Source organism: Pseudomonas sp. NFXW11, assembly GCF_049887815.1.
Classification (GTDB): domain Bacteria; phylum Pseudomonadota; class Gammaproteobacteria; order Pseudomonadales; family Pseudomonadaceae; genus Aquipseudomonas.
The window spans coordinates 122487-147145 of sequence record NZ_JAGEKI010000017.1 but is presented as its reverse complement, the minus strand read 5'-3'; the positions used below and the strand labels follow the sequence as shown (position 1 = coordinate 147145).

At 63.8% G+C, this 24659-nt stretch carries 27 protein-coding genes; 18 read left to right on the top strand and 9 right to left on the bottom strand.

The annotated features are described in order from the left end of the window. Window positions 1-28: 28 nt before the first annotated feature. The 5 genes from J4P02_RS23950 (at window position 29) to J4P02_RS23930 (ending at window position 3572) form a co-directional block, all read left to right on the top strand. Window positions 29-1306 carry a sigma-54-dependent transcriptional regulator gene (locus J4P02_RS23950; protein WP_426194946.1) on the top strand — a complete coding sequence of 426 codons (1278 nt, stop codon included), beginning with the start codon at window positions 29-31 and terminating at the stop codon, window positions 1304-1306. 27 nt (window positions 1307-1333) lie between these two features. Beyond that, window positions 1334-1663: a GlpM family protein gene (locus J4P02_RS23945; protein WP_426194944.1), complete on the top strand. Its 330-nt coding sequence runs from the start codon at window positions 1334-1336 to the stop codon at window positions 1661-1663. Between the two features lie 186 nt (window positions 1664-1849). Continuing rightward, entirely contained in the window at window positions 1850-2770 is a 921-nt protein-coding gene (locus J4P02_RS23940; protein WP_426194902.1) for an arginase, read from the top strand. Next, complete coding sequence (locus tag J4P02_RS23935) at window positions 2767-3141, top strand: transporter (protein ID WP_426194900.1); 375 nt, start codon at window positions 2767-2769, stop codon at window positions 3139-3141. The genes J4P02_RS23940 and J4P02_RS23935 overlap by 4 nt, the downstream gene beginning before the upstream one ends. A gap of 29 nt (window positions 3142-3170) precedes the next feature. Continuing rightward, window positions 3171-3572, top strand: a complete 402-nt coding sequence (locus tag J4P02_RS23930; protein WP_426194898.1) for an EamA family transporter — start codon at window positions 3171-3173, stop codon at window positions 3570-3572. A gap of 121 nt (window positions 3573-3693) precedes the next feature. On the opposite strand, the gene J4P02_RS23925 is transcribed toward J4P02_RS23930, so the two are convergent. After that, complete coding sequence (locus tag J4P02_RS23925; protein ID WP_426194896.1) at window positions 3694-4560, bottom strand: fatty acid desaturase family protein; 867 nt, start codon at window positions 4558-4560, stop codon at window positions 3694-3696. 91 nt (window positions 4561-4651) lie between these two features. Next, window positions 4652-5422, bottom strand: coding sequence for a MipA/OmpV family protein (locus J4P02_RS23920; RefSeq protein ID WP_426194894.1), 771 nt, complete (start codon window positions 5420-5422; stop codon window positions 4652-4654). Window positions 5423-5651: 229 nt separating this feature from the next. On the opposite strand from J4P02_RS23920, the gene J4P02_RS23915 reads away from it, so the two are divergent. From J4P02_RS23915 to J4P02_RS23890, 6 genes are read left to right on the top strand one after another with little or no spacing between them, the layout of a single operon-like run. Further along, on the top strand, window positions 5652-6347 hold the full coding sequence (locus tag J4P02_RS23915) for an HAD-IB family phosphatase (protein ID WP_426194892.1): 696 nt from the start codon (window positions 5652-5654) through the stop codon (window positions 6345-6347). Next, window positions 6340-7734, top strand: a complete 1395-nt coding sequence (locus tag J4P02_RS23910; RefSeq protein WP_011063138.1) for an aspartate aminotransferase family protein — start codon at window positions 6340-6342, stop codon at window positions 7732-7734. The genes J4P02_RS23915 and J4P02_RS23910 overlap by 8 nt, the downstream gene beginning before the upstream one ends. Then, window positions 7731-8597, top strand: a complete 867-nt coding sequence (locus J4P02_RS23905) for an alpha/beta hydrolase (RefSeq protein WP_426194890.1) — start codon at window positions 7731-7733, stop codon at window positions 8595-8597. Before J4P02_RS23910 ends, J4P02_RS23905 begins: the two co-directional genes overlap by 4 nt. Window positions 8598-8611: 14 nt before the next feature. After that, window positions 8612-9739, top strand: a complete 1128-nt coding sequence (locus tag J4P02_RS23900; protein WP_426194886.1) for a GNAT family N-acetyltransferase — start codon at window positions 8612-8614, stop codon at window positions 9737-9739. Then, window positions 9736-11517, top strand: coding sequence for an ATP-binding protein (locus J4P02_RS23895; protein ID WP_426194884.1), 1782 nt, complete (start codon window positions 9736-9738; stop codon window positions 11515-11517). The genes J4P02_RS23900 and J4P02_RS23895 overlap by 4 nt, the downstream gene beginning before the upstream one ends. Beyond that, window positions 11507-12904, top strand: a complete 1398-nt coding sequence (locus tag J4P02_RS23890; protein ID WP_426194882.1) for a sigma-54-dependent transcriptional regulator — start codon at window positions 11507-11509, stop codon at window positions 12902-12904. The genes J4P02_RS23895 and J4P02_RS23890 overlap by 11 nt, the downstream gene beginning before the upstream one ends. A gap of 80 nt (window positions 12905-12984) precedes the next feature. On the opposite strand, the gene J4P02_RS23885 is transcribed toward J4P02_RS23890, so the two are convergent. Beyond that, the gene (locus tag J4P02_RS23885) at window positions 12985-14019 is read right to left on the bottom strand and encodes an alpha/beta fold hydrolase (RefSeq protein WP_426194880.1); all 1035 of its coding nucleotides are present in this window, start codon (window positions 14017-14019) and stop codon (window positions 12985-12987) included. Between the two features lie 239 nt (window positions 14020-14258). Here J4P02_RS23885 and metR point away from each other — a divergent pair, with 239 nt between their 5' ends. Beyond that, a complete protein-coding gene (gene metR / locus J4P02_RS23880; RefSeq protein WP_426194878.1) occupies window positions 14259-15176 on the top strand; it encodes a transcriptional regulator MetR in 918 nt (305 codons plus the stop codon). A 141-nt stretch (window positions 15177-15317) separates the two neighbouring features. Here the strand turns inward: metR and J4P02_RS23875 are convergent, their stop codons facing one another. The 5 genes from J4P02_RS23875 to J4P02_RS23855 form a co-directional block, all read right to left on the bottom strand. Further along, the gene (locus J4P02_RS23875) at window positions 15318-15827 is read right to left on the bottom strand and encodes a GNAT family N-acetyltransferase (RefSeq protein ID WP_426194942.1); all 510 of its coding nucleotides are present in this window, start codon (window positions 15825-15827) and stop codon (window positions 15318-15320) included. A 2-nt stretch (window positions 15828-15829) separates the two neighbouring features. Further along, the gene (locus tag J4P02_RS23870; protein ID WP_426194876.1) at window positions 15830-16195 is read right to left on the bottom strand and encodes a nuclear transport factor 2 family protein; all 366 of its coding nucleotides are present in this window, start codon (window positions 16193-16195) and stop codon (window positions 15830-15832) included. A 15-nt stretch (window positions 16196-16210) separates the two neighbouring features. Further along, window positions 16211-16849 carry a LysE family translocator gene (locus tag J4P02_RS23865; RefSeq protein WP_426194874.1) on the bottom strand — a complete coding sequence of 213 codons (639 nt, stop codon included), beginning with the start codon at window positions 16847-16849 and terminating at the stop codon, window positions 16211-16213. Between the two features lie 25 nt (window positions 16850-16874). Then, entirely contained in the window at window positions 16875-17309 is a 435-nt protein-coding gene (locus J4P02_RS23860) for an NUDIX hydrolase (RefSeq protein WP_426194872.1), read from the bottom strand. A 126-nt stretch (window positions 17310-17435) separates the two neighbouring features. Beyond that, the gene (locus J4P02_RS23855) at window positions 17436-17705 is read right to left on the bottom strand and encodes a type B 50S ribosomal protein L31 (protein ID WP_426194870.1); all 270 of its coding nucleotides are present in this window, start codon (window positions 17703-17705) and stop codon (window positions 17436-17438) included. A gap of 305 nt (window positions 17706-18010) precedes the next feature. Here J4P02_RS23855 and J4P02_RS23850 point away from each other — a divergent pair, with 305 nt between their 5' ends. The 6 genes from J4P02_RS23850 (at window position 18011) to J4P02_RS23825 (ending at window position 22683) form a co-directional block, all read left to right on the top strand. Then, window positions 18011-19627, top strand: a complete 1617-nt coding sequence (locus tag J4P02_RS23850; protein ID WP_426194868.1) for an FMN-binding glutamate synthase family protein — start codon at window positions 18011-18013, stop codon at window positions 19625-19627. A 61-nt stretch (window positions 19628-19688) separates the two neighbouring features. Further along, window positions 19689-19973, top strand: coding sequence for a putative quinol monooxygenase (locus tag J4P02_RS23845; RefSeq protein ID WP_426194866.1), 285 nt, complete (start codon window positions 19689-19691; stop codon window positions 19971-19973). A 70-nt stretch (window positions 19974-20043) separates the two neighbouring features. Beyond that, window positions 20044-20340, top strand: coding sequence for a cupin domain-containing protein (locus J4P02_RS23840; RefSeq protein ID WP_426194864.1), 297 nt, complete (start codon window positions 20044-20046; stop codon window positions 20338-20340). An 81-nt stretch (window positions 20341-20421) separates the two neighbouring features. Further along, window positions 20422-21264, top strand: a complete 843-nt coding sequence (locus J4P02_RS23835) for an alpha/beta fold hydrolase (protein ID WP_426194862.1) — start codon at window positions 20422-20424, stop codon at window positions 21262-21264. A 220-nt stretch (window positions 21265-21484) separates the two neighbouring features. Further along, a complete protein-coding gene (locus J4P02_RS23830; protein WP_426194860.1) occupies window positions 21485-22075 on the top strand; it encodes a papain-like cysteine protease family protein in 591 nt (196 codons plus the stop codon). A gap of 8 nt (window positions 22076-22083) precedes the next feature. Continuing rightward, window positions 22084-22683 (top strand): hypothetical protein, encoded by a 600-nt coding sequence (locus J4P02_RS23825; protein ID WP_426194858.1) that lies wholly within the window; start codon window positions 22084-22086, stop codon window positions 22681-22683. A gap of 100 nt (window positions 22684-22783) precedes the next feature. On the opposite strand, the gene J4P02_RS23820 is transcribed toward J4P02_RS23825, so the two are convergent. Then, window positions 22784-24205 (bottom strand): amino acid permease, encoded by a 1422-nt coding sequence (locus J4P02_RS23820; RefSeq protein ID WP_426194856.1) that lies wholly within the window; start codon window positions 24203-24205, stop codon window positions 22784-22786. Window positions 24206-24659 lie beyond the last annotated feature (454 nt).

The following is a 24659-nucleotide window of genomic DNA, read 5'->3' as shown; positions in this document are numbered from 1 at the left end:
GCTGATCGTCGAAGACGACCCCCATGTCCTGCTGGGTTGCCAGCAGGCCCTGGCCCTGGAAGACATTCCCTGCATCGGCGTGGGCAGTGCCGAAGAGGCCCTGGCCCAGGTCGGCGACAGTTTCCCCGGGATAGTGGTCAGCGACATCCGCCTGCCGGGCATCGACGGCCTGGAACTGTTGACCCGCCTCAAGCAGCGCGATCGCAGCCTGCCAGTGGTGCTGATCACCGGCCACGGCGACATCTCCATGGCCGTGGGTGCGATGCAGCAAGGCGCCTACGACTTCATGGAGAAACCCTTCTCCCCCGAGCGCCTGGTGGATGTGGCGCGCCGCGCCCTGGAGCAACGCAGCCTGGCCCGGGAAGTGACCTCACTGCGCCGCCAGTTGGCCGAGCGCAATTCCCTGGAGGGGCGGATCATCGGCCGCTCGCCGGCCATGCAGAACCTGCGGGAACTGATCGCCAATGTCGCCGACACCTCGGCCAACGTGCTGATCGAAGGCGAAACGGGCACCGGCAAGGAACTGGTCGCCCGTTGCCTGCACGACTTCAGCCGGCGCCAGCAGCAACAGTTCGTCGCCCTGAACTGCGGCGGCCTGCCGGAAAACCTCTTCGAAAGCGAGATCTTCGGCCACGAGGCCAACGCCTTCACCGGTGCCGGCAAACGCCGCATCGGCAAGATCGAGCACGCCCACCAGGGCACGCTGTTCCTCGATGAAGTGGAAAGCATGCCGATCAACCTGCAGATCAAGCTGTTACGGGTATTGCAGGAGCGCACCCTGGAACGCCTGGGCTCGAACCAGAGCGTGGCCGTGGACTGCCGGGTGATCGCCGCCACCAAATCGGACCTCGACGAGCTGAGCCGGGCCAAGGAATTTCGCAGCGACCTGTACTACCGCCTCAACGTGGTGACCCTGGAACTGCCGCCGCTGCGCGAGCGCCGCGAGGACATCCTGCAACTGTTCGAGCACTTCCTGCAGCAATCCTCCCTGCGCTTCGACCGCGCCGTGCCGGAGCTGGACAACCAGACCCTGTCGAGCCTCATGAGTCACGACTGGCCAGGCAACGTGCGCGAATTGCGCAACGTCGCCGAGCGCTACGCCCTGGGCCTGCCGGCCTTCAAGAAGAGCGGCAGCAGCAGCACCCAGGGCCTGGGTTTCGCCGAAGCGGTGGAAGCCTTCGAACGCAACCTGCTCAACGATGCCCTGCAACGCAGCGGCGGTAACCTCAGCCAGGCCAGCCAGGAGCTGGGCATGGCCAAGACCACGCTGTTCGACAAGGTCAAGAAATACGGCCTGAGCCACTAACCCAAGGCGCACCTATCCATGGATCTATTGTTGAAGGCCGCCCTCGGCGCGGCGGTGGTGGTGATTCTCGCGGCCCTGGCCAAGACCCGGAACTACTACATCGCCGGCCTGGTGCCGCTGTTCCCGACCTTTGCCCTGATCGCCCACTACATCGTGGGCAAGGGCCGCAGCCTCGACGACCTGAAGACCACCATCCTGTTCGGCATGTGGTCGATCATTCCCTACTTCGTCTACCTGGCAACCCTGTATGTCATGGTCGACCGCCTGCGCCTGGAAGCCTCCCTGGCGGTGGCGGCCCTGGCCTGGCTGATGGCCGCGACCGTGCTGGTCAGCGTCTGGGTGCGCGTCCACGCCTAACGCCCCCTTCATTCCTGCAGGAGCGAGCTTGCTCGCGAAGCAACTGACACCCTTCTTCGCCGGCCAGCCGGCTCCTGCAATCGGCGCCTGGCCCGTCCCTTGCATTAACCCGGCAAAGCCCGCCCAGCCTGCGTTCTAGCCTGATCACGCAGTTTTCTGGAGGGCGCTGCCATGGGTAAATGACTTTTGCATATCCTCGATCTCGACCACAGCCTGACGGCTCAGGAGCCGATCATCCGGCGCCTTGAAAGTGGCCAGGCACGACGCCTGGACCTGCTCGACCTGGGCCCCAAACTGCGCCTCTGGTCCACCGAACGCACCTACCGCCACTTCACCCGTCGCCTGGGCCAACGCCCCAGGCACAGCGGCCCGCAGCCGGAAATCTTCTTTGTCGGCTCCGGTGACTACCACCATCTGACCCCGGCCTTCCTCAGCGACCTGCCAGAGCCGGTGAGCCTAATCCACTTCGACAACCACCCCGATTGGGTCCGTTTCGCTCCACGTCGGCACTGCGGCTCCTGGGTCAACCGGGCGCTGAAGCTGCCGAATATCCAGCGCATTGTCACCCTGGGCCCCTGCAGCGAAGACCTGCACAACCCGCAACTGCGCGGCGGCAACCTCGGCGCCCTGAAGCACGGCAAGCTGCAGCTGTTTCCCTGGCAGCATGCGCCGTCCAAGGTCTGGGGCGTAGTCGGCGACGGCGCCGGGCACCAACAGCAGGAAAACCACCTGCACTGGCGCAACCTGGCGGATCTGGACTGGAACGCCTTCCTCGACCAACTGATCGCCAGCCTGCCGACCCAGGCGATCTGGATCACCATCGACAAGGACGTGCTGGCCAGCGAGGACGCCGCCACCAACTGGGACCAGGGCGGCATGCGCCTGAGCCACCTGCTGCAAGCCATCCGCCGCCTGGCCGCGGGCAAGCGCATCCTCGGCATCGATGTCTGCGGCGAATTCGCCCAGCCGGCCTTCAGCAACGCCTTCAAACGCTGGGAAGCCAAGTCCGACCAACCGCCGGCCGAGCGCTGGAGCGCCGACGACCTGCTGCGCAACTCGGTGACCAATGAAGCCCTGATTTCGCTGTTCGAGGAGCTGTTCCCGTGACCCTGACCGTTGTTTTCCTGGTGGCCGTTTCAATCCTGCTGGATGTGATCGGCCAGCTCTGTTTCAAGCTCGGCCTCGACCGCCTGCCGGAGCTGGAAGGCGGTTTTCGCCTGAACGCTTTCTGGGGCCAGGTCTTCAATGCACCGCTGCTGTGGTGCGGAGTGGGCGCCTATGCGGTGGAGTTCTTCGTGTGGCTCGAGGCCCTGTCCCGCGCGCCCCTGAGCCTGCTGTTCCCGGCCGCGGCCCTGGCCTATTGCGGCGTGGTGCTGGCCGGCAAGCTGGTGCTGGGGGAAACCGTCAGCCGCCGGCGCTGGCTCGGCACCCTGGTGATCACCGGCGGGGTGATGCTGGTGTGCATCGCCAGCACCTGAACATGCAACCTTTAGCAAGGAAAGATTCGATGAGTTCCAAACAAGCGCACGACTGGCTGCATGGCCGCCTGGGCACCCTGGTGCTGTGGTTTCTGCTGATCAGTTTCGAAGGGGCCGGGCAGATCGCCACCAAAGTCGGTGGCGACCAATTGGGCCAGATGGATTTCAACCTGCAATGGCTGGCGGCGGTCGTCGCCAACCCCGGGGTGCTGACGGCGATCGCCTGCTATATCGGCGCCTTCTTCGTGTGGATGCTGATCCTGCGGCGCAGCAGCCTGTCCCTGGCCTTCCCCCTGAGCGCCCTGGTGTATGTGGTGGTGCTGCTGGGTTCCTGGCTGGGGCTGGGGGAGCAGATCAACCTGCTGCACTGGGTCGGGGTGTTGGTGATCATGGGCGGCATCGCCCTGCTGGCGGAGGGCGAAGAGGCCTGATCATGCCCGTGTCATGCCCTTGTAGGAGCCGGCTTGCCGGCGAAGGGGGCCGCAAGCCTTACACAGTTCTTACGGGCCTCTTCGCTGGCAAGCCAGCTCCTACAGTGGGGGCGATCGCCCGTCAGGTCTTGCGATGGGCTACCAGGAAGCCCAGGCCGTGAGACACCGAAATCACCTTCACCCCCGCCTCACGCTGTTGCTGGGCAATCTCGCGGTGGAAGGCCTTGACCTTGGTCCAGTGCATCTTCGGCCGATAATGGTGCTCGGCGTGGTAGCCGTTGTTCATCCAGATCAGGTTGTACAGCGGGCTGTAGGAACTTACACCCCAAGCGATCGGCAGGTCCGGGTTGCCCCCCAGGTGCTCGTAGTAGCCATTGAGCGACGACAGCGACTGCCCCAGGTACCAGAACGGCAGCAGCACCAGCACCGCGTGCCAATCCAGCAGTGCCAGCAGCAGGTAGAAGGCCACTGTCACGGCGATTTCCACCTTGACCCAGCGCGCGTCGTCCGGGCGTTTGCGCTGCATTTCCTGGTAGATCTCCTTGGGATCGTCGCGGAAAAAGCTCAAGAACGTGTAGGCCCAGGGGTTGTCCGGCTGGCCATGCTTGCCATGCAGGTAGATCGACAGCGGGTCCACCGTCTTGCCGTTGGCATCCGGCAGATCGGAGTTGCCGCGGTGATGGCGGTTGTGGATGTCGCGGTACAGGGTCTGGGAAAAGCCGATGGTCACCGACAGCAGCAGGTCGAAGCCGCGATTCATCCATGCCGGAGTGAAATAGGCGTTATGGATCTGGTTGTGGGAAATGCTGTTGATGCTCCACGACAGGCTCACCGCGTACAGCAGCGCGGCCGGCAGGATGACCCACCAGGACAGGGCGTGGAAATCCAGCACCAGCCACAGCACGAAGGCGAAATGCGCCAGGGCCATGGCGATCGGGATCAGGTCCCAGAGGGAATAGGCGAGCAGTCGATAGGCAGGTCGAGCCATGAAGAACTTCCTGAGAAATTGAATTCATGGCGCTCTCTGCAAAGGCCAGACCAGTTTCACCCCGACCGGCGCAGGCCGGGGCCGGCGTACCTCAGAACTTGTAGCTGATGGCGGTCTGCACCTGGCCCTGGTTGACCGCGCCCTTGTCGCGCACCAGGGTGCTGTCCGCCGCCGAGTTGGTCAGGCGAATCCAGCTGGCGCTGGCCACCAGCGCCCAGTTGTCCCCCAGTGGGAAATGCAAGTTCTGGCTCAGGGTGAAGTTCTGCAGGCCACCGCCTGCATCGTAGCGACCGATGCCCGAAGCCAGGGATTCCTGGGCGCTGACCCCGAAGAAGGTCTGGTTCTGCCGGGCATCGGCGTAGTGCAGGGTCAGCTGGTTGCTGCCGATGATGCCCATACCCAAGGGGTAGCCGATCTCGCCCCCGACCTTGCCCAGTACCCCGCCCTGGCCGCCGGCGCCGCCCACCGCCTGGCCCACGGCGGCGAACACCCGCCAGAAATCATCCGGGGCGTACTGCACAAAAGCCCCGACATCGGCCATATCGCGCACGTCCCGCATGCCCCGCAGTGCTCCATCGGCATTACGCCCCTGCAGGTAATTGATATAGGGGCCGGCACTGAAGCCATTGCCCTTGAACGCATCCCAGGTCAGGCCGTCGTCGGTGCTCAGGCTGACATCGCCCCAGTCCAGGTCCAGGTAGGGCAAGGGCACGGTGTCATAGCTGCTGCCGCTGGGGTCGTGGGGCTGATAACCGAGGCCGAGGCCCAGCTCGCCGGTGATGCCGGGCTCGGCAGCGGCGCCGCCGGCCAGCGCCAGCGACAGCAGGCCGGCCACTAAGGCAGGGAATGAAAGCCTGGGCATAAATGAGTTTCCTTGTGTGATCAGGCGCGCATCAATCCCTAGAGGGGCCCTCTGGTGCAAGCACTGATGTTGTTTGTAGCGACCTACAAAAATTGTAGCCAGAAAGCTACAAATCACCTGCCCCTCTCGCCAAAGCCCCGGCCCTGTGGGGTTTGCGCCACTTGGCACAATCCCTGCTCTACCCCTGCCGCAAGCGCAGACAGCGTTCTTATTCAACAGGTAACAGCAGATGATGCACTGGCATATCGTATGTGACTTCGACGGGACCATCTCCCGCGCCGACGTGATCGATAACGTCCTCCAACGTTTCGCCGATCCGAGCTGGGAAAGCATCGAGCAGGAATGGCTGGACGGTCATATCGGCTCGCGGGAATGCCTCAGTCGCCAACTGGCCCTGGTCAAGGCCTCGCCCGCCGAACTGCTGGGTTACTTCGACAGCGTCGAAATCGACCCCGACTTCCCCGATTTCGTCGACCACGTGATTGGCCTCGGCGCCTCCATCGAAGTGGTCAGCGACGGCATCGAGCAGGGCATCGCGCGCATCCTGGCACGCAACTACGTGACCCTGCTGCCGATCCTCGCCAACCGCCTGCGCCAGGTCGACCACAACAGCTGGCGCATCGACTTTCCCTACGCCAGCGATGCCTGCCGCGCCGCTTCCGGCAACTGCAAGTGCAAGTCCACCCCGCGCGGCAAGCGCGTGCTGGTGATCGGTGACGGCCAGTCGGACATGTGCGTGGCCTCCACCGCCGACTTCGTCTTCGCCAAGGATCGCCTGGCCGACTACTGCGAGCGCAACAAGATTCCCCATGCGCGGTTCGACTCCTTCGCCGAACTGCCGGCGCTGTTGGCAAAACTGCCGAACAACGCCGCCAACGCCACCAATTTCTCCCTTGAAACCCAGGAACTCTTCCACCATGTCTGATATCCGCATCGCTACCGCCGAAGACCAGATCCTTCTGGAAAAAGAAGCCAAGTACTGCTCCTACGGCGATACCGTTCACTACATCGAACCGCCGCGCATTTTCAGCCGCTGCGAAGGTTCCTACGTCTGGGACACCAGCGACCAGGCCTACCTCGACCTGCAGATGTGGTACTCGGCGGTGAACTTCGGCTACGCCAACCCGCGCCTGAACAACGCCCTCAAGCAACAGATCGACACCCTGCCGCAAATCGCCAGCCAGTACCTGCACAAGGGCAAGATCGAGCTCTCGGAAATGATCGCGGTCGACGCCAAGAAGAAGTTCGGCCTCGACGGTCGCGTGCACTTCAACGTCGGCGGCTCGCAGTCGGTGGAGGACTCGCTGAAAGTGGTGCGTAACGCTACCAACGGCAAGAGCCTGATGTTCGCCTTCGAGGGCGGCTACCACGGCCGTACCCTGGGCGCCTCGTCGATCACCTCCAGCTACCGCTACCGTCGCCGCTATGGCCACTTCGGCGAGCGCGCGCAGTTCATCCCGTTCCCTTACCACTTCCGTGGCCCTAAAGGCATGACCAAGGAAGAATACGGCAGCCACTGCGTGCAGCAGTTCGCCCGCCTGTTCGAAACCGAATACAACGGTGTCTGGGACCCGAAAGTCGGCCAGAGCGAATACGCCGCCTTCTACGTCGAGCCGATCCAGGGCACCGGCGGCTACGTGATCCCGCCGATGAACTTCTACAGCGAGCTCAAGCATGTGCTCGACCAGCACGGCATCCTGATGGTGGTGGACGAAATCCAGATGGGCTTCTACCGCACCGGCAAGCTGTGGTCGATCGAGCACTTCGACGTCAAACCCGACGTGATCGTGTTCGGCAAGGCACTGACCAACGGCCTCAACCCTCTGGGCGGCATCTGGGCCCGTGAAGAGCTGATCAACCCGGGCGTGTTCCCGCCAGGTTCGACCCACTCCACCTTCGCCTCCAACCCGCTGGGCACCGCCGTGGGCCTGGAAATGTTCAAGATGACCAGCGAGATCGACTACGGCGCGATGGTCATGGAAAAGGGCAAGTACTTCCTGGCCGGCTTGCAAGACCTGCAGAAGCGCTACCCGATCATCGGCGACGTCGATGGCCTGGGCCTGGCCCTGCGCTGCGAAATCTGCACCACCGACGGCTTCACTCCGGACAAGGCGACCCTGGACTACATGGTCGAGGAAGGCATGAAGGGTGACATCGAGATCAACGGCCAGCGCCTGGGGCTGATCCTCGACGTGGGCGGCTACTACAAGAACGTCATCACCCTGGCACCGTCGCTGGAAATCAGCTACGCGGAAATCGACCTGGGCATCGCCCTGCTCGACCGCCTGCTGGATCGGGCCATGAAGCGATGAGCATGGCTGAGATCGATCTGGGCGAAGGCGGCTCAGGCTTCGTTCTCGGCACGGGTCCGGTCGGGGTCTTGTTGATCCACGGCCTGACCGGCACCCCGACGGAACTCCGTCGGGTGGCCCAGGGCCTGGTCAAGGACGGTACGTGCACCGTGTACGTGCCGACCCTGCCTGGGCACTGCGGGGACAACAGCGACCTGCAGGCCACCGGCTGGCAGGACTGGTACGAGGGCGTGCGCAAGACCTTCGTCGGCGTGCAACAGCGCCACGAGCAAGTGTTCGTCGGCGGCTTGTCCATGGGCGCGGTGATGTCGATGTACCTGGCCTCCGAGCACCCGGGACGGATCAGCGGCCTGCTGATGTACTCCACCACCCTTAAGTACGACGGCTGGAGCATCAACAAGCTGGCGTTCCTCACCCCTCTGCTGATGAAGATTCCCTTTGGCGTGCATATCTGCCGTTTCGAGGAGAAGCCGCCCTATGGCATCAAGAACGAACGCCTGCGGGCCATCGTCGAGAAGCAGATGAAGGCCGGCCAGAGCAGCGATGCGGGCCTGTTGACCATGGAGGGCGTGACGGTGCGCGAGCTGCATCGGATGAACGCCGTGGTGAAAAAACGCATGCCGTCGATCATGACCCCGGCCCTGGTGCTGCACGCCAGCGAAGACGACATCACCAGCCCCTGGAACGCCGATTACGTGGAGCGCAAGCTCGGCGGCCCGGTGACCAAGATCCTCCTCGACAACTGCTATCACATGATCACCGTGGACCTGCAGTACCAGCGGGTGATCGAACTGAGCGCAGATTTCATCCAGCAGCGAGTGGTGGCACCGGCGGTGCGCGAAGACTACCGACAGCTGGCATGACTTAAGGAAGAGACGTGATTACCGCCCAAGCCTTTTCAACCATCCAGGCCATCGAACGCAGTGCCTGGAATGACTGTTTTCCAGAGGCCCTGGAGGATTGGGACTACTACCTGGCCGTGGAAAAAGCCGCCATCGCCGATTTCCAGTGGCGCTACCTGGCGGTCTACGAAGGCTCGACCCTGGTGGCGGTGGCGCCGGCCTTCACCACCCAGTATCGGCTCGACACCACGGTCTCCGGCCTGGCCAAGCGCTTTACCGAACGCCTGGAGCGGCATTGGCCCGGGGTCCTGCAATTGCGCCTGTACGCCGTCGGTTCGCCGGTGGCCGAACAGTGCAATGCCGGCACCGCCAGCCATGTGCCCGAGGAGCGGCGCCAGGCCTTGCTCGACGAACTGCTGAAACTGGCCCGGCAAGACGCCGACAGCTTCGGCATCGGCCTGATGGCGGTCAAGGACGCCCCCAGCCACGACCGGCAATGGGCTGCCAGCTGCCTGGCGGCCGGCCTGCAAGCCATGCCCAGCCTGCCCACCGCGTTGCTGCCAGTGCCCTTCGCCTCGATCGACGCCTACCTCGGCACCCTGGGCAAATCCACCCGCAAGGACCTGCGGCGCAAGCTCCGGGCGCCAGCGCCACGCATCGAATGGCGACAACAGATCGACGATGTGCTGCCCGACATCATGCGTCTGTACGAAGCCACCCTGAACCGCAGCGACCTGCAGTTCGAACGCCTGCCGGCGGACTACTTCACCGGCATCCTCGAACAGCTGGGAGAGCGTTCCGCCTGTGTTCTGTATTGGGTCGGCGAGCAACTGGTGGCCTTCAACCTGGTGCTGGTGGACCAGCATCGGCTGATCGACAAGTTCTTCGCCCACGACCTGAATGTCACCCGTGAGCACAACCTGTATTTCCGCAGTTGGCTGGCCAATGTCGACTACTGCATCCAGCAGCGCATCCCACTGTATGAATGCGGCCAGGCCGGCTATGCCAGTAAATTGCGCCTGGGCTGTCGCTTCACCGCTAACATGTTGTTTTTCCGACATCGCAACCCCTTGCTCAATACCCTGCTCAAGGTGATAAAACGCTTTGTCCGCCCGGATGCCTCCGACCCCGCCATGGCCGCTGCAATAAGCGAAAGTACATGACCAGAAAAGAACGTCGCCCGCCTCGCCCCTTTGCCATCTCCCGCTGGAGCCTGCAGCGCAAGCTGGTGTTGGCGTTCTGGCTGGTCAGTGTGATTCCCACCATGATCGCGGCGGAGCTGGCGGCCACTACCCTGTCGGAAATCTTCGACAGCAACGTGCGCATCTGGCTGCAGGAGTCGACCAAGATCGTCGAGGACGAGATCACTGAGATCCTCCACGACAACGCGCGGGTCGCCCAGCTGTTCCTGCGCTATACCCGGCCGCCGACTTCGCGCAACGCGGCCAAGCACGACAAGCTCACCGCCGACATCGCCGATTCCATGGGCATCGATGTGGTGGCGCTGATTCGCAAGAGCGACCACAAGGTGATGTTCAGCACCGCCGCCGACGATGTGGTGGGACAGATCAGCACCGCCTCCAATGCCGTGCTGCAGACCCTCCAGGTCGGCGGCGTGGCCACCGGGTCGGTGGTCTCGACCTTCCAGACCAACCTCGACGGGGTCGACTACCAGCTGCTGATCGCCACCTACCTGGACGCCAGCTTCCTCACCAGCGTGGCTGACGTGCACTCCCTGGACCTGCGCCTGTACCTGGCCAAGGCCGACGACTTCTCGGAAATCTTCGCCACCCAGCGCTTCGAGGACCACCCGCCCAAGGTGCCCCACAAGATCGAGGACATCCTGCGCGCCACGCGCCAGCCCACCGAACAGTTCACCAACCGCTACAGCGGCCTGTACCGGCCGATCTTCAACGACAGCGGCGAGCTGGTGGGGGTGATCTTCAGCGGCCTGCTGCGCCACAGCAGCCTGGTGGGCCTGGTCAACCAGAGCAACCTGTTCATCCTGATCTTCCTGCTCAGCTCGGCCGCCTCGCTGTGTGTCGGCTGGCTGATGTCGCAACGCCTGACCCGGCCCTTGCGCGGCTTGTCCAAGGGCGTGCAGGCGGTGATCGCCGGCGACTACCGGCAACGGGTGCCGGTGATTGGCGGCGACGAACTGGCAGAGCTCAGCAGCACCTTCAACCACATGACCGAACGCCTGGGCGAGCTGCAGCACCTGGAAGCCCAGCTGCGCCGCCGCGACCGCCTGCACGCCCTGGGGGAAGTGGCCATGGGCCTGGCCCACGAGATCCGCAACCCGCTGGGCATCATCAAGACCGCCACCCAACTGCTGCACCGCCGCGACAACCTGCCGGAGAACGACAAGCGTCACCTGGAATACGTGATCAGCGAGGTCAGCCGGATCAACGACCTGATCACCGAATTCCTCGACTTCGCCAAGCCCAGCGCGCCGATCCGCGCCACCCAGCCGGCCCGCCCCCTGGTGGAAGAACTGCTGGGCTTCTGCACCCCGGAGCTGGCGACCCACAATATCGATGCGCGGATCGACGACCGGGCCCCCGGCGCCACCCTCCACGCCGATGCCCGGCAGCTCAAGCAGGCCTGCCTGAACCTGATCCTCAATGCCATCGACGCCATGCCCGAGGGTGGCCGCCTGACCCTGGGTATCGCCCAGCAAGACAACGAAACCATCATCAGCGTCGCCGACACCGGCCAGGGCATCGAGCCGGACATGCTGGAGCGCATCTTCACCCCCTTCGTCACCACCAAGGCCTCGGGCACCGGCCTGGGCCTGGCCAAGGTCTTCTCGATCATGGAAAGCCATGACGGCCATGTCGAATGCGTCAGCGAAAAAGATGCCGGCGCCACCTTCAGCCTGTACATTCCGGCCAATGGTGACGCGGACGACGAAGACAATGAGGACACTGATGACGCATAACCTGCTGGTGGTCGACGACGAACCCAAACTCTGCGACCTGCTGTCCTCGGCCCTGAGCCAGAACGGCGTGCAAGTGTTCACCGCGAGCAATGGCCTGCATGCCCTCAAGGTGCTGGAACAGGAAGACATCGACCTGGTGATCAGCGACTGGCGCATGCCGGGCATGGACGGGCCGGCGCTGCTGGGGGAAATCAAGCAGCGCTACCCACAGTTGCCGGTGATCGTGATGACCGCCTACAGCACGGTGAAAAATGCCGTGCAGTCGATGCGCAACGGTGCCTACGACTACATTGCCAAGCCCTTCGATATCGACGAGCTGGACATCACCGTCAGCAAGGCCCTGCAGTTTCGCGACATCCTCAAGGACAACCTGCGCATGCGCGCCGAGCTCGACGAACAGCATCAGTTCGACAGCCTGGTGGGTGACAGCCCGGCCTTTCGCCGGGTGTTGCAGGCGGTGGACTCGGTGCGCGAAAGCAGCGCCACCATTCTGCTCACCGGGGAAAGCGGCACCGGCAAGGAGATGGTCGCCCGGGCCATCCACAAGCACGGCAATCGCGCCGGCAAGCCGTTTGTCGCGGTCAATTGCGCGGCCATCCCCGAAGGCCTGCTGGAAAGCGAGATGTTCGGCCATCGCAAGGGCGCCTTCACCGGCGCCGTGGCCGACCGCATCGGGCGCTTCCAGCAGGCCGACAAGGGCACCCTGTTCCTCGATGAGGTGGGCGACATGCCCCTGGCCCTGCAGGCGAAAATCCTCCGCGCCCTGCAAGAGCGGGTGATCGAGCCGGTGGGCGACCCGCGGGAACGCAAGGTCGATGTGCGGGTCATCGCCGCCACCAACAAGAACCTGTTGGAGGCGGTGGCCAACAAGGAATTTCGCGAGGACCTGTACTACCGCCTGAATGTGTTTCCGATTCCCCTGCCGGCGCTGCGCGAACGGGTCGAAGACATCGCCCCGCTGGCCCGGCACTTCGCCCACAGCCTGGGCGCCGCCGCCGGCAAGCGCATCAGCGGGTTCAGCCCGCAGGCCCTGCACGCCATGGCCAACTACAACTGGCCGGGGAATATCCGCGAACTGCAGAACTGCGTGGAGCGCGCCACCATCGTCGCTGGCGCACCAGTCATCGAAGAAAGCGACCTGCCGGGCTACCTGTTCGACTCAAGGCCCGAAACCGCCGAGGACAGCACCGCCTTGAGCCTCGGCACCCAGGTGCCCAGCGACCTCGATGCGGCCCTGGCCGAAGTGGAACGGGCCTATATCCTCGCCGCGCTGCAGCAAAGCAATGGCGTGCAGGCCGCCGCGGCGCAACTGATCGGCATCTCCGAACGCAGCTTCTGGTATCGCCTGAAAAAGCTCGGCATCCAGGTCGACAAGATTGTCCGCTGACGTGGACAGGCCTAAGCCGCAAGAAACAACCAGCCTGTAGGAGCTGGCTTGCCAGCGAAAAAGCTCACGCCAGCGCTCATCTAAAGCACATTGCTGCTGTCCACGGGGTCGATCTGCGCCCAATGGGAGCTGTCCTCGCGATGGCTTTGCAGGTAGGGCAACACGGCCGCCAGCAACGGCGCCTTGAAGGCCTCCTGGAAGCGATGGGCCAGCCCCGGGATCAGCTTCAGCTGGCTGCCACGGATCTGCGCCGCCAGGTGCACCCCGTGCATCACCGGCAACAGCGGATCGGCGGTGCCATGCACCACCAGCGCCGGCACCCGCAGTTGCTTGAGCAGGTTGACCCGACTCGGTTCGGCGAGGATCGCCATGATCTGGCGCTTGACCCCTTCCGGATTGAACGCTCGGTCATAGGCCAGTGCTGCCTGGTGCAACAGCACCTGACGATCGTCGCGCACCTGCTGGCTGCCCAGGGCCGCCAGCAGGTCGGCCTGTTGCTCCAGGGCCGCCTCGCGGTTGGGCGCGTTGCGTCGCGACAACTGCTGCACCAGGGCCGCGTTCGGCGCCGGCAGGCCCTCGGCGCCGGAAGTGCTCATAACCAGAGTCAGGCTCTCCACCCGCTGCGGCGCCATGGCCGCCAGGTGCTGGGCGATCATCCCGCCCATGCTCGCTCCCAATACATGGAACTGCTCCACATGCAGGGCATCCATCAGCCCCAGGGCGTCGTCGGCCATATCGCTCAAGGTATAAGGCGCGGCCACCGGCAGGCCGAGCTTGTAGCGCAGCACTTCGAAGGTCAGGTTGGCGCTGGCCGGGGCCTGGCGCCAGGTGGACAGGCCAACATCGCGATTGTCATAGCGGATCACCCGAAACCCCTGCTGACACAGGGCCACCACCACCTCGTCCGGCCAATGGATCAGTTGCCCGCCCAGGCCCATGACCAGTAGCAAGGCTGGGTCGGAAGTGCGCCCGATGCTCTGGTAGGCCAGGCTCACCTGCGGCAGGTCGACCCGCTGCGTGGGTACATTGACATCGCAGCGCGCCGCTGCAAAAGACAGCTGGCCGAGCAAAAGCCCGGCCAGCAGGATGAACATGGAAAAGCATCTTGCCCGCATGGAAAACACCGAAACGCAGAACCCCAGTAGAGCGCGAGTCTGATGAACTTGGATGATTCGCGCTGCCACAGTTGCGTGACAGTTTGATGAAGATTGCCCAGCGGTCATGATTCTGCTGACCAGCGCTCCTCGGGCATCGACAGGGGTCAACGCGGTACGGGTTTATCGACAGCCCGCCCGGCATGAGACAAACTCAACATTTTTCATGTTGATCATAAAGTTTACTCATGGAGACCCTGGTGCTCGAAATCCGTCACCTGAAGACCCTGCACGCCCTGCGCGAAGCCGACAGCCTGGTTGAAGCCGCCGAACGCCTGCACCTGACCCAGTCCGCCCTGTCCCACCAGTTCAAGGAACTGGAAGAACGCCTGGGCATGCAGTTGTTCGTGCGCAAGACCAAGCCGGTGCGCTTCACCAGCGCCGGCCTGCGCCTGCTGCAACTGGCCGATGCCACCCTGCCGCTGCTGCGGGGTGCCGAACGCGACCTGGCCCGCCTGGCCGGCGGTACCGCTGGCCGACTGCACATGGCCATCGAGTGCCACAGCTGCTTCCAGTGGCTGATGCCGACCATCGACCAGTTCCGCGATGCCTGGCCGGAAGTCGAGCTGGACCTGGCGTCGGGCTTCTCCTTCGCGCCCTTGCCGGCCCTGGCCCGGGGCGACCTGGACCTGGTGGTGACCTCCGACCCGCTGGAACTGGCGGGCATCACCTATGTGCCGCTGTTCACCTATGAGGCCATGCTCGCGGTGGCCAACCAGCACCCGCTGGCGAGCAAGCCCTACATAGTTGCGGAAGACCTGCTGAGCGAAACCCTGATCACCTACCCGGTGGAACGCGACCGCCTGGATATCTTCACCCGCTTCCTTGAGCCTGCGGACATCGAGCCGGCCCAGGTGCGTACCTCGGAGCTGACGGTGATGATGATGCAACTGGTGGCCAGCGGCCGTGGCGTGTGCGGCATGCCGCACTGGGCCCTGCATGAATACAGTTCACGGGGTTATGTGAAGGCCAAGCGCCTGGGGGAAAAGGGCCTGTTCGCCACCCTCTACGCGGCGATCCGCGCCGATATGCTGGACGCGCCCTATATGCGCGACTTCCTGCTGACGGCCAAGGACACTTCGTTCTCCACACTGGACGGGGTCAGCGCAGTGCGCTGAGCGGGTTTGTGTAGGAGCTGGCTTGTGTAGGAGCTGGCTTGCCAGCGAAGGCGTCGGCATGGCCGGTGCAAGACCCAAGGGCCTCTTCGCCGGAAAGCCGGCTCCTACGACAAATCTGCCAGGCACCTGGCCAGCACAGCCTCAGCCCGCTGCTACCAACTCCCGCCACATGTGGATCTTGTCGAAATAGTCATCGCCCACTCGCACGGCCTGAGGTTCCAGGCCGAACTGGACGAAACCGCAGCGCTGGTACAGGGACAGCGCAGCTGCATTGCCTGCGGTCACTGTTAGTTGGATAACCCGCAGCCCTTCATATTCGGCAGCCTCGGCCAGCAGGCCCTGGACCAACCGGTAACCCAGCCCGCTGTTGCGCTGCGCGCCGGTGACGTAGAGGCCGAACAGGGTCGCCTTGTGCCTGGCCTTCTCTCGCAACTCGAAGGCCAGGCCGACAATCCCCAGCAAGCGCCCTGCGCAAAAAGCCCCCAGGATCAGGTCAAGCTCGCCGTCCAGGCGTGCCGCCCACCAGGCCAGGGGCAGTTTTTCCCGCTCTTTGACGCTGGAGGTGAACGCCTGGGGATGGCGCTCATAGGCTTCGAGCATCAAGGCCCGGTACTGCTCCACATCGTCAGGTGTCAGGCACTGGATCTGCATGCTCAATCGAGGCTCTTGCGGCCGGAAATGAATGACGCGCATTTTATCTTGCCCGCCTGCACCTCATAAATGGCCACGGTTTCCAGGGTGCCGGTGCCGTCGGCAAAGGTGCGGCTGATCAACTCGTGATCGATCACCACATTCCCCATCACCGAACGCTGGATCAGCCGTGCATGCAGGTTCGGCTCCTGGAAGCGCAGCAGCGCACGGGCGCGGATCTCGTCATGCCCCTTGGCCAACAACGTCGCCGGGTGCTCGTATTGCCGGGCATCTTCGGCGTAGGTGGCCAGCCAGGCGTCGAGATCCTTGCGGTTGTAGGCCTGCAACTGGGCTTCGACAACTTCTTCAGGGCTGTGTAAATCAGACATTGCAACTGCACTCCATTAGTTGGCGCGGCGCTGTTCGAGCATCAGGCGCACCGCCAGCCCCGCCAGCACAAAGCCCATGAAATAGCGCTGCACCGACAGCCAGGTCGGGTTGCTGGCGAACCAGGACGCGATGCCCGCGGAAAATAGGGCGATCAGCAGGTTCACCGAGAAGCTCACGCAGATCTGGGTCAGGCCCAGGATGATGCTCTGGGTGAACACCGAGCCGTATTCGGGGTGAATGAACTGGGGAAAGATCGACAGGTAGAACACCGCGATCTTGGGGTTCAGGGCACTGGTCAGAAAGCCCATGGTCACCAGCTTGCGTGGCGAATCCGCGGGCAGTTGCTGGGCTTCGAAGGGCGAGCGGGCACCCGGTTTGAGGGCCTGCCAGGCCAACCACAGCAGGTACAGGGCACCGGCCCACTTGAGCAGCTCGTAGGCCATGGGCACCGCCATGAATACGGCTGTAAGGCCCAGCGCCGCGGCGAACAGATGCACGAAGAAACCGCCCACCACCCCCAACAGCGACGTCACTCCGGCCTTGCGCCCCTGGCAGATCGACCGGGAAATCAGGTAGATCATGTTCGGCCCGGGGGTCAGCACCATCAGCAAGGAAGCGGCGGCGAAGATCAGGTAGTCGTGGAGTGGAATCATGGCAATCCTTGGCAATGAGAACAGGTCAAACGAGGGTCGCTTGCAACCTGCGATAAAACGGCAGGATCAGATCTCGTGTCAATGGCGCCAGGAACAAATCGCCATCACCCCTCGGATCTATCCAGCGCACCTCGGCGATTTCTGCCGCAGGGCTGACCGGGGTATCGATATGAATCAGGAACACCTCGGCCTGCACTTCATGCCCCGGCTCATTCGCCGCCGGCGCCGAGAACTGTTGCAGGTAGCGCGCCTGGGAAGGCTCGATGCGCAGCCCCAGCTCTTCCTCCAGCTCACGGGTCAGGGCCTGCAGCGGTTGCTCGCCAGCCTCGATCTTGCCGCCCGGTTGCATAAAGGCCTGGGTGTCGCGCTTGCGCACCAGCAGGGTCTGGCCATCGGCGCCAATCAACAGGGCGGCGGCGATACGGATGATGGAAGGTACAGCGGAGGAAGACAGCGACATGGGAACCCGGCAAGCCTGAAAACGAAGGCGCAAGGATCACATGCCCGGCAGTGACGCGTCATCCGTCACTGAATTTTTCCGTCCGGTTGGCGAGGGTGGCCCAGCCGCCCCTCGCCACCGCCGGCTTCAGTTGGCGGCCTTGGCGCCGGAACCGAAAGAGGCAAAACGCTTGTTGAAACCGGCGATGCGGCCTTCGGACTGGGTCTTGCGCTGCTGGCCGGTGTACACCGGGTGCGAGGCACTGGAAACATCGAGGGCCACGTAAGGGTAGGTCTGGCCGTCGCTGTGTTGCTGAGTGCGGTCGGTATCGACGGTGGAACCGATAAGGAAGTACACATCGGCGGCGGTGTCGTGGAACAGCACGGGGCGGTATTCAGGGTGAATATCGGGCTTCATGGAAGGGAACTCCTGGGGTGAAAAACAACGTTATACAGTAACAATTAATTCGTTCAAACGAGAATTTATCGCAACACGCTTCTTCGACCATGGTCCAAAGCGCTCCCCGCCCCTCGGCTCGAGGCTTGCCCGCGCGGCTCTGGCGCGCCAGTATGGCCAGCTGCAACGCTCTGACACAGCCGTGAATTCCTATAAGAAATACTTCTGCAGCCCGCCGCTCCATTCGTTCGGTGTCGCTGCCTGTGAGCCGCTATCCAGGCACGATCTGCCTGATTGATCTGATGAGTCCGAACCAAGGAAACCGTATGAGCCTGTCACTCCTGAGCCGCTACGCCTTCTTTGCCGCCTGCGTGATATTCACCCTCGCCAGCCTGCCCTTCCTGCATTACGACTGGCTCTGGCCATTCACCCTGGTCACCGGCCTGCTGAGCCTGCTGGGGATCTTCGACCTGCTGCAAAGCCCCCACGCGGTACGCCGCAACTACCCGATCCTGGGCAATATCCGCTACCTGGTGGAAGGCATCCGCCCGGAGATCCGCCAGTACCTGCTGGAATCCGACAGCGACGCCCTGCCCTTTTCCCGGGCTCAGCGTTCCTTGGTGTATTCCCGGGCCAAGAATGAAAGCGCCGACAAGCCTTTCGGCACCCTGATCGACGTCTACCAGTCGGGCTTCGAGTTCATTGGCCACTCCATGCGCCCCGCGCCCCTGACCGACCCTGAAAGCTTCCGGGTCACGGTGGGCGGCCCGCAGTGCACCCAGCCCTACTCGGCCTCGGTGTTCAATATCTCGGCCATGAGTTTCGGCTCCCTCAGCGCCAACGCCATCCGCGCCCTGAACCAGGGTGCCAAGCTCGGCAACTTCGCCCATGACACCGGTGAAGGCAGCATCAGCCCCTATCACCGCGAACACGGCGGCGACCTGACCTGGGAACTGGGCAGCGGCTACTTCGGCTGCCGCACCCGCGAAGGCCGCTTCGACCCCGAGCGCTTTGCCGTGCAGGCGCAAAACCCGCAAGTGCGGATGATCGAGATCAAGATGAGCCAGGGCGCCAAACCGGGCCACGGCGGCATCCTGCCCAAGCACAAGGTGACCCAGGAAATCGCCGACACCCGCGGCGTGCCCATGGGCGAGGACTGCATCTCGCCGTCGAGCCACAGCGCGTTTTCCACCCCCATCGAGATGATGCATTTCATCCAGCAGTTGCGTGAGCTGTCTGGCGGCAAGCCGGTGGGCTTCAAGTTCTGCCTGGGCCACCCGTGGGAATTCATGGGCATTGCCAAGGCCATGCTGGAAACCGGCATCCTCCCGGATTTCATCGTGGTCGACGGCAAGGAAGGCGGCACCGGCGCGGCCCCCGTGGAGTTCACCGACCATATCGGCGCGCCGATGCGCGAGGGCCTGCTGTTCGTGCACAACACCCTGGTGGGGCTGAACCTGCGGGACAAGATCAAGCTCGGCGCCAGCGGCAAGATCGTCAGCGCCTTCGATATCGCCAGCGTGCTGGCCATCGGCGCCGACTGGGCCAACTCGGCCCGGGGTTTCATGTTCGCCATCGGCTGCATCCAGTCGCAAAGTTGCCACACCAACAAATGCCCCACCGGCGTGGCCACCCAGGACAACCTGCGCCAGCGCGCCCTGGTGGTGCCGGACAAGGCCCAGCGGGTCTACAGCTTCCACCGCAACACCCTCAAGGCCCTGGCGGAAATGCTCGCCGCCGCCGGCCTGCAGCACCCCTCGCAACTGGAAGCCAAGCACCTGGTGCGGCGCATGTCGGCCACCGAGATCAAGCTGTTCTCGCAGTTGCATGTGTTCCTCAAGCCCGGTGAACTGCTCACTGGCGAGGTCAATGGCGAGTTCTACTCGCGCATGTGGCAACTGGCCCGGGCCGACAGTTTCGAACCCAACAGCCAGGCCGCCTGAATCACCCGCCCAGCGCTCTCCGCTCGCCGGGGAGCCTGGGCCACCGCCAAGGATGTGCAGCATGCTCAAAGTGATTGCCGAAGACTTTATCCGCCCCGAACACCTGGACACCGTGCGCCCCTGGTACGCCGAACTGGTGGAAAAAACCCGCCAGGAACCGCTGTGCATCGCCTACGATCTGTTCGTTGATCAGAAAGACCCGGGGCACTTCATCTTCGTCGAGCAATGGCCGGATCGCGCCGCCCTCGACGCCCACTGCAAGACCGAGCACTTCACCCGCCTGGTACCGCAGATCAACGCCTTCCAGGCCCGCGAGTGCCGGGTACTGTTGATGGACGAATTCTAGAAACACCCACCCCTGCTGACCGGACCACCGAAAGCACAATGCCCGACTGCTGATAGTTCGGAGGTCCGCCATGCCCCTGCTGTTATTCGACCAACTGTCCCACCAACTGCCCGAGCCCTGGCAGTCTGCAAAACTGGGCCAGATTGGCCCCGCCCGGATCAAGGTGCTGCGCATGGACGGCCAGCCCTACCCGGAAGAAACCCACGATTTTGACGAAGGCCTGCTGGTGACCCAGGGCTGCCTGCGCCTGGGCATCGACCAGGCCGTGGTGCAGGTACTGGCGGGCCAGATGTACCTGGTGCAGGCCGGCCAGGCCCACAGTGTGCTGCCCGGCAGCCACGGCACCCTGGTGATCATTGACGTCTAGCCTGTCCCTGGTTGACTTAAATTGCGGTAACCACCTGCCCCGCAGTCACTCCGACCCGAGGGCCCATGCACGGAGAAGCCCATGCCTCGTCGCTTGCTTGCAGTGATAGCTCTACTGATGTCGTTCAACAGCGCCTTCGCCGGCGAACGCTGGCAGACCCTGCCGCCCACACCGGCCCCGGTGGCCGGGGCCCAAGCCGGTTATGCCGAGGTCAACGGCATTCGCCTGCACTACAGCAAGGTCGGCCACGGCTCACCGGTGGTGCTGCTGCATGGCGGCCTGGGCAATGCCGACTACTGGGGGCACCAGGTCCAGGCCCTGGCCGCCCGGCATACGGTGATCAGCGTCGACAGCCGCGGCCACGGGCGCAGCACCCGGGATGCCCGGCCCTATGGCTACGACCTGATGGCCGACGACGTGATCGCCCTGCTCGATCAATTGAAGATCCCCCGGGCCGATTTCGTTGGCTGGAGCGACGGCGCGATCCTCGGCCTCGACCTGGCCATGCGCTACCCGCAGCGGGTGGGCAAGGTTTTCGCCTATGCCGCCAACACCCAGACCTCGGGGGTCAAGGAGGGGGTGGAGCACAACCCGACCTTCGCTGCCTATATCGAGCGCGCCGGCGAGGAGTACCGGCGCCTGTCGCCCACGCCCAAGGAGTACCAGGCCTTTGTCGAGCAGATCGGCCAGATGTGGGCCAGCCAGCCCAACTGGAGCGATGCCGAGCTGGCGAAGATCAACACCCCGGTACTGATCGTCGATGGCGACCACGATGAAGCCATCAAGCGCGAGCACACCGAATACATGGCCGCGACCATTCCCCGGGCCGGCTTGCTGATCCTGCCGAACGTCAGCCATTTCGCCTTCCTCCAGGACCCGGGCCTGTTTAATGCGGCCCTCGAGCAGTTCCTCGACGGCCAGTAACCCCGCTCGCGACTCAGCCACGGCACCACTGTCCCCCTTAGCGGGGACAGTCATATCGGCCAAAATGCATAAACGCATAGATTCAATTGCATAAACGCATAACTCATCTAGGGTTGCCTACAGACCCCGCCAGCGCAGGCCATCGAGGCTGACACTGCGCCCGGCACCGGTCGACTCACCCACCAGCCACCGGCTGGTTTCCACTTCATGGAGGATGAACATGTCAACCACCACCCTGACCCCCACCGGCAATTCGCAGGCCCTGCCGCACTGCCTGGCCGGGACCCTGCTGAACCCGCAACTGGACGAAGTCGCCCAGCTTGCCGAAGCCGCGCCGCCGGCCGGCGCCCGGCTGAACTTCAACATCCAGCCGCAAACCCAGAGCAACTGGTGCTGGGCGGCGCTGTCCGCTTCGGTCGGCAACTACTACGGCACCGGCTCCTGGACCCAGTGCGGCGTGGCCAACGCCGAGCTGGGACGCAACACCTGCTGCAACCAGCCCGGGCCGTGCAACGTCTACGGCTACCTGGACTCGGCCCTGCGCACCACCCGCAGCTACGGCGGCATGCGCGAGGACCGGATGCAGATGCCGGCCATCGACAACCAACTGAGCATGGGCCGCCCCGTCGGCCTGCGTTGCGCCTGGTATGGCGGCGGTGCGCACTTCCTGGCCATCTACGGCAGCGACGGCGGCTACATCCTGGTGGCCGACTCGATCTACGGCTACTCAACCCGCGCCCTGAACAGCTTCCCCGGTTCCTACAACGGCGGCGGCAACTGGACCCACACCTACTTCACCCGGAAAAACTAGGAGGCGACATGCAACTGACTTATCCCCAGGCACCGGCAGGTGCCGTCCAGCAATTGCGCCCGGCGCTGCAAGCCGCGCTGCAAACCCAGGGTTTCGGCATCAACCGTGCCTTTGCCAGGGCCCGCGCCAGCAGCCTGAATCTGTCCCAGGGGTTTCGTGGCTACGCCCTGAGCCTGGACGACCTGGCCAATGGCGCCGGGCTGGCCCAGGCCAGGGCCGCCGACTGGCATTACCTGGTGTTTGCCGGCGGGGTGTCGATCGCCGATGCGCAACTGAGCGAAGTCGCCGGTCACCTCGAGTTTTCGGCGCTGAATCATGGCGCCCTGGCGGCCTCGACGATCAGCGCGCTGAACCTCGCGGAACAGGCTCCGGCGCTGCAGGGGCAAAGCTGCGAGCTGCGCCTGTTGTTCGTCGCGGCCTTGCAGGTCACGGCGCTCTGGCTGCACGGCGCCGACAGCGATGTGTTGATCCCCATCGAGCCGGTGCCCGGCAATCTGGCGGCCCAGCAGCTGTATAGCGAGGCCGCGCTGCTCGGCGTGCTGGTACCTGCGGCGCGCCAGGCCAAGGCGCTGTTCGATGCTGACAGCAGTGGCACCCTGGGCGGCTGATGCAGGCAAAAAAAAATCCGCCGTCCTTGCCAGGCGGCGGATTTTTCATGCCAGGCGTAAGCCTGGGGCGCTCCAGACGGGAGCATCGATCAACTCAAGGTCAGGACGCCGAACGAGCGGCCCCTTGCTGTACGTCGGTCGGTTGCAGCTTGAGCAGGTAGAACAGCAGGGTCAGCAGTACCAGGAACGCCGGGCCGATATACAGGGCCACGCGGGTGTCCGGGAAGTAGGCCATCAGCCCCACCACCAGCACCAGGAACGCCAGGGCCAGGTAGGAACTGACCGGGTACAGCCACATGCGGTACTTGAGGCCCGCACGCTCGGCCGGGCTCAGGCCTTTGCGGAACTTGAGCTGGGCCAGGAGAATCATCACCCAGGTCCAGATCGCGCCGAAGGTGGCGATCGAGGTCACCCAGACAAATACCTTTTCCGGCACCAGGTAGTTCATCAGCACCCCCAGCAGCAGGGCGAAGATCGACAGCAGCAAGGCGCGACGCGGTACGCCGCTCTGCGAGGTCTTGGCGAAGCTGGCAGGGGCCTGGCCATTTTGCGCCAGGCTATAGAGCATGCGCCCGGTGCTGAAGATGCCGCCGTTGCAGGACGACAGCGCCGCGGTGATCACCACGAAGTTGATGATGCCGGCGGCGGTCTTGATCCCCAGGCGTTCGAAGGTCATCACGAACGGACTGCCCTGGGTGCCGATCTCGTTCCAGGGGTAGATCGACAGGATCACGAACAGCGCGCCCACATAGAACAGCAGGATGCGCCAGAACACCGAGCCGATGGCATTGGGAATGGTCTTCTGCGGGTTGCGCGCTTCACCGGCGGTCAGGCCGATCATCTCCACGCCCAGGTAGGCGAACATCACCATCTGCAGCGACATCAGCACCCCGGTCACGCCGTTGGGCATGAAGCCGCCGTGGGTCCAGAGGTTGGAGATGCCCAGGGCCACGCCGTCGTTGCCGAAGCCGAAGGCAATGATGCCGACGCCGCCAATCACCATGGCGATAATGGTGACGATCTTGATCAGGGCGAACCAGAACTCGAACTCACCGAAGGCCTTGACCGCGATCAGGTTGATCGAGCCCATGCTCACCAGGGCCGCCAGGGCCCAGATCCAGCGCGGCACATCGGGGAACCAGATGCCCATGTACACCGCCACCGCGGTGATTTCCGCGACGCAGGTCACCAGCCACAGGAACCAGTAGTTCCAGCCGGTGAGAAAGCCCGCCAAGGGGCCCAGGTAGTCTTGCGCATAGCGGCTGAAGGAGCCGGCCACCGGGTTGTGCACTGCCATCTCGCCGAGGGCGCGCATGATCACCAGGATCGCCAGGCCGCCAATGATGTAGGACAGCATGATGGCCGGACCGGCCATTTCGATGGCCTTGGCCGAACCGAGGAACAGGCCGACGCCGATACAGGCGCCCAGGGCCATCAAGCGAATATGCCGTTCGCCGAGTTCGCGTTTCAGCGGGCCGCCCTGAGCGGTTTCGCCGTGGGGCAGTTGGTTGCCAACTGGCATAGAGATACAACCTCATTTTGTTATTGGATATGAACCACCGAGCCTGCGAAACCAGGGCGGATAGCCCTGGTTTGCTCAACCGTACCGTCCTTGTGGAACGGCGCGCCTGTAGGACAAGACCTGCCAGGTCAGCGGGGTGCGCAGTATAAAAAGCCCCTGACAGGGCTTTTCACTCTATAAACAGCTAAATTCAGAGAGAAATCTCGGCAAAAACCGCTTTCGCGGAGAAGCATTACCTGCATTTTGCCGTGAAACCTCAGCCCGAAAGGGCTCGGAGTATTGCACAGCCCTGGTGCATCGTCATGCCCCTACCTAGGGCGTATTTACCTGGCAAAAGGCTCTACTCCGCTGTTCTGCGCAAGAGAAGCAGCCGTTGTGGTGAGGGAGCTTGCTCCCGCTCGGTCTGCCGGGGTACCGGGGCATGGCCATCGCAGAAACGGCTGGCCAGGTGTGC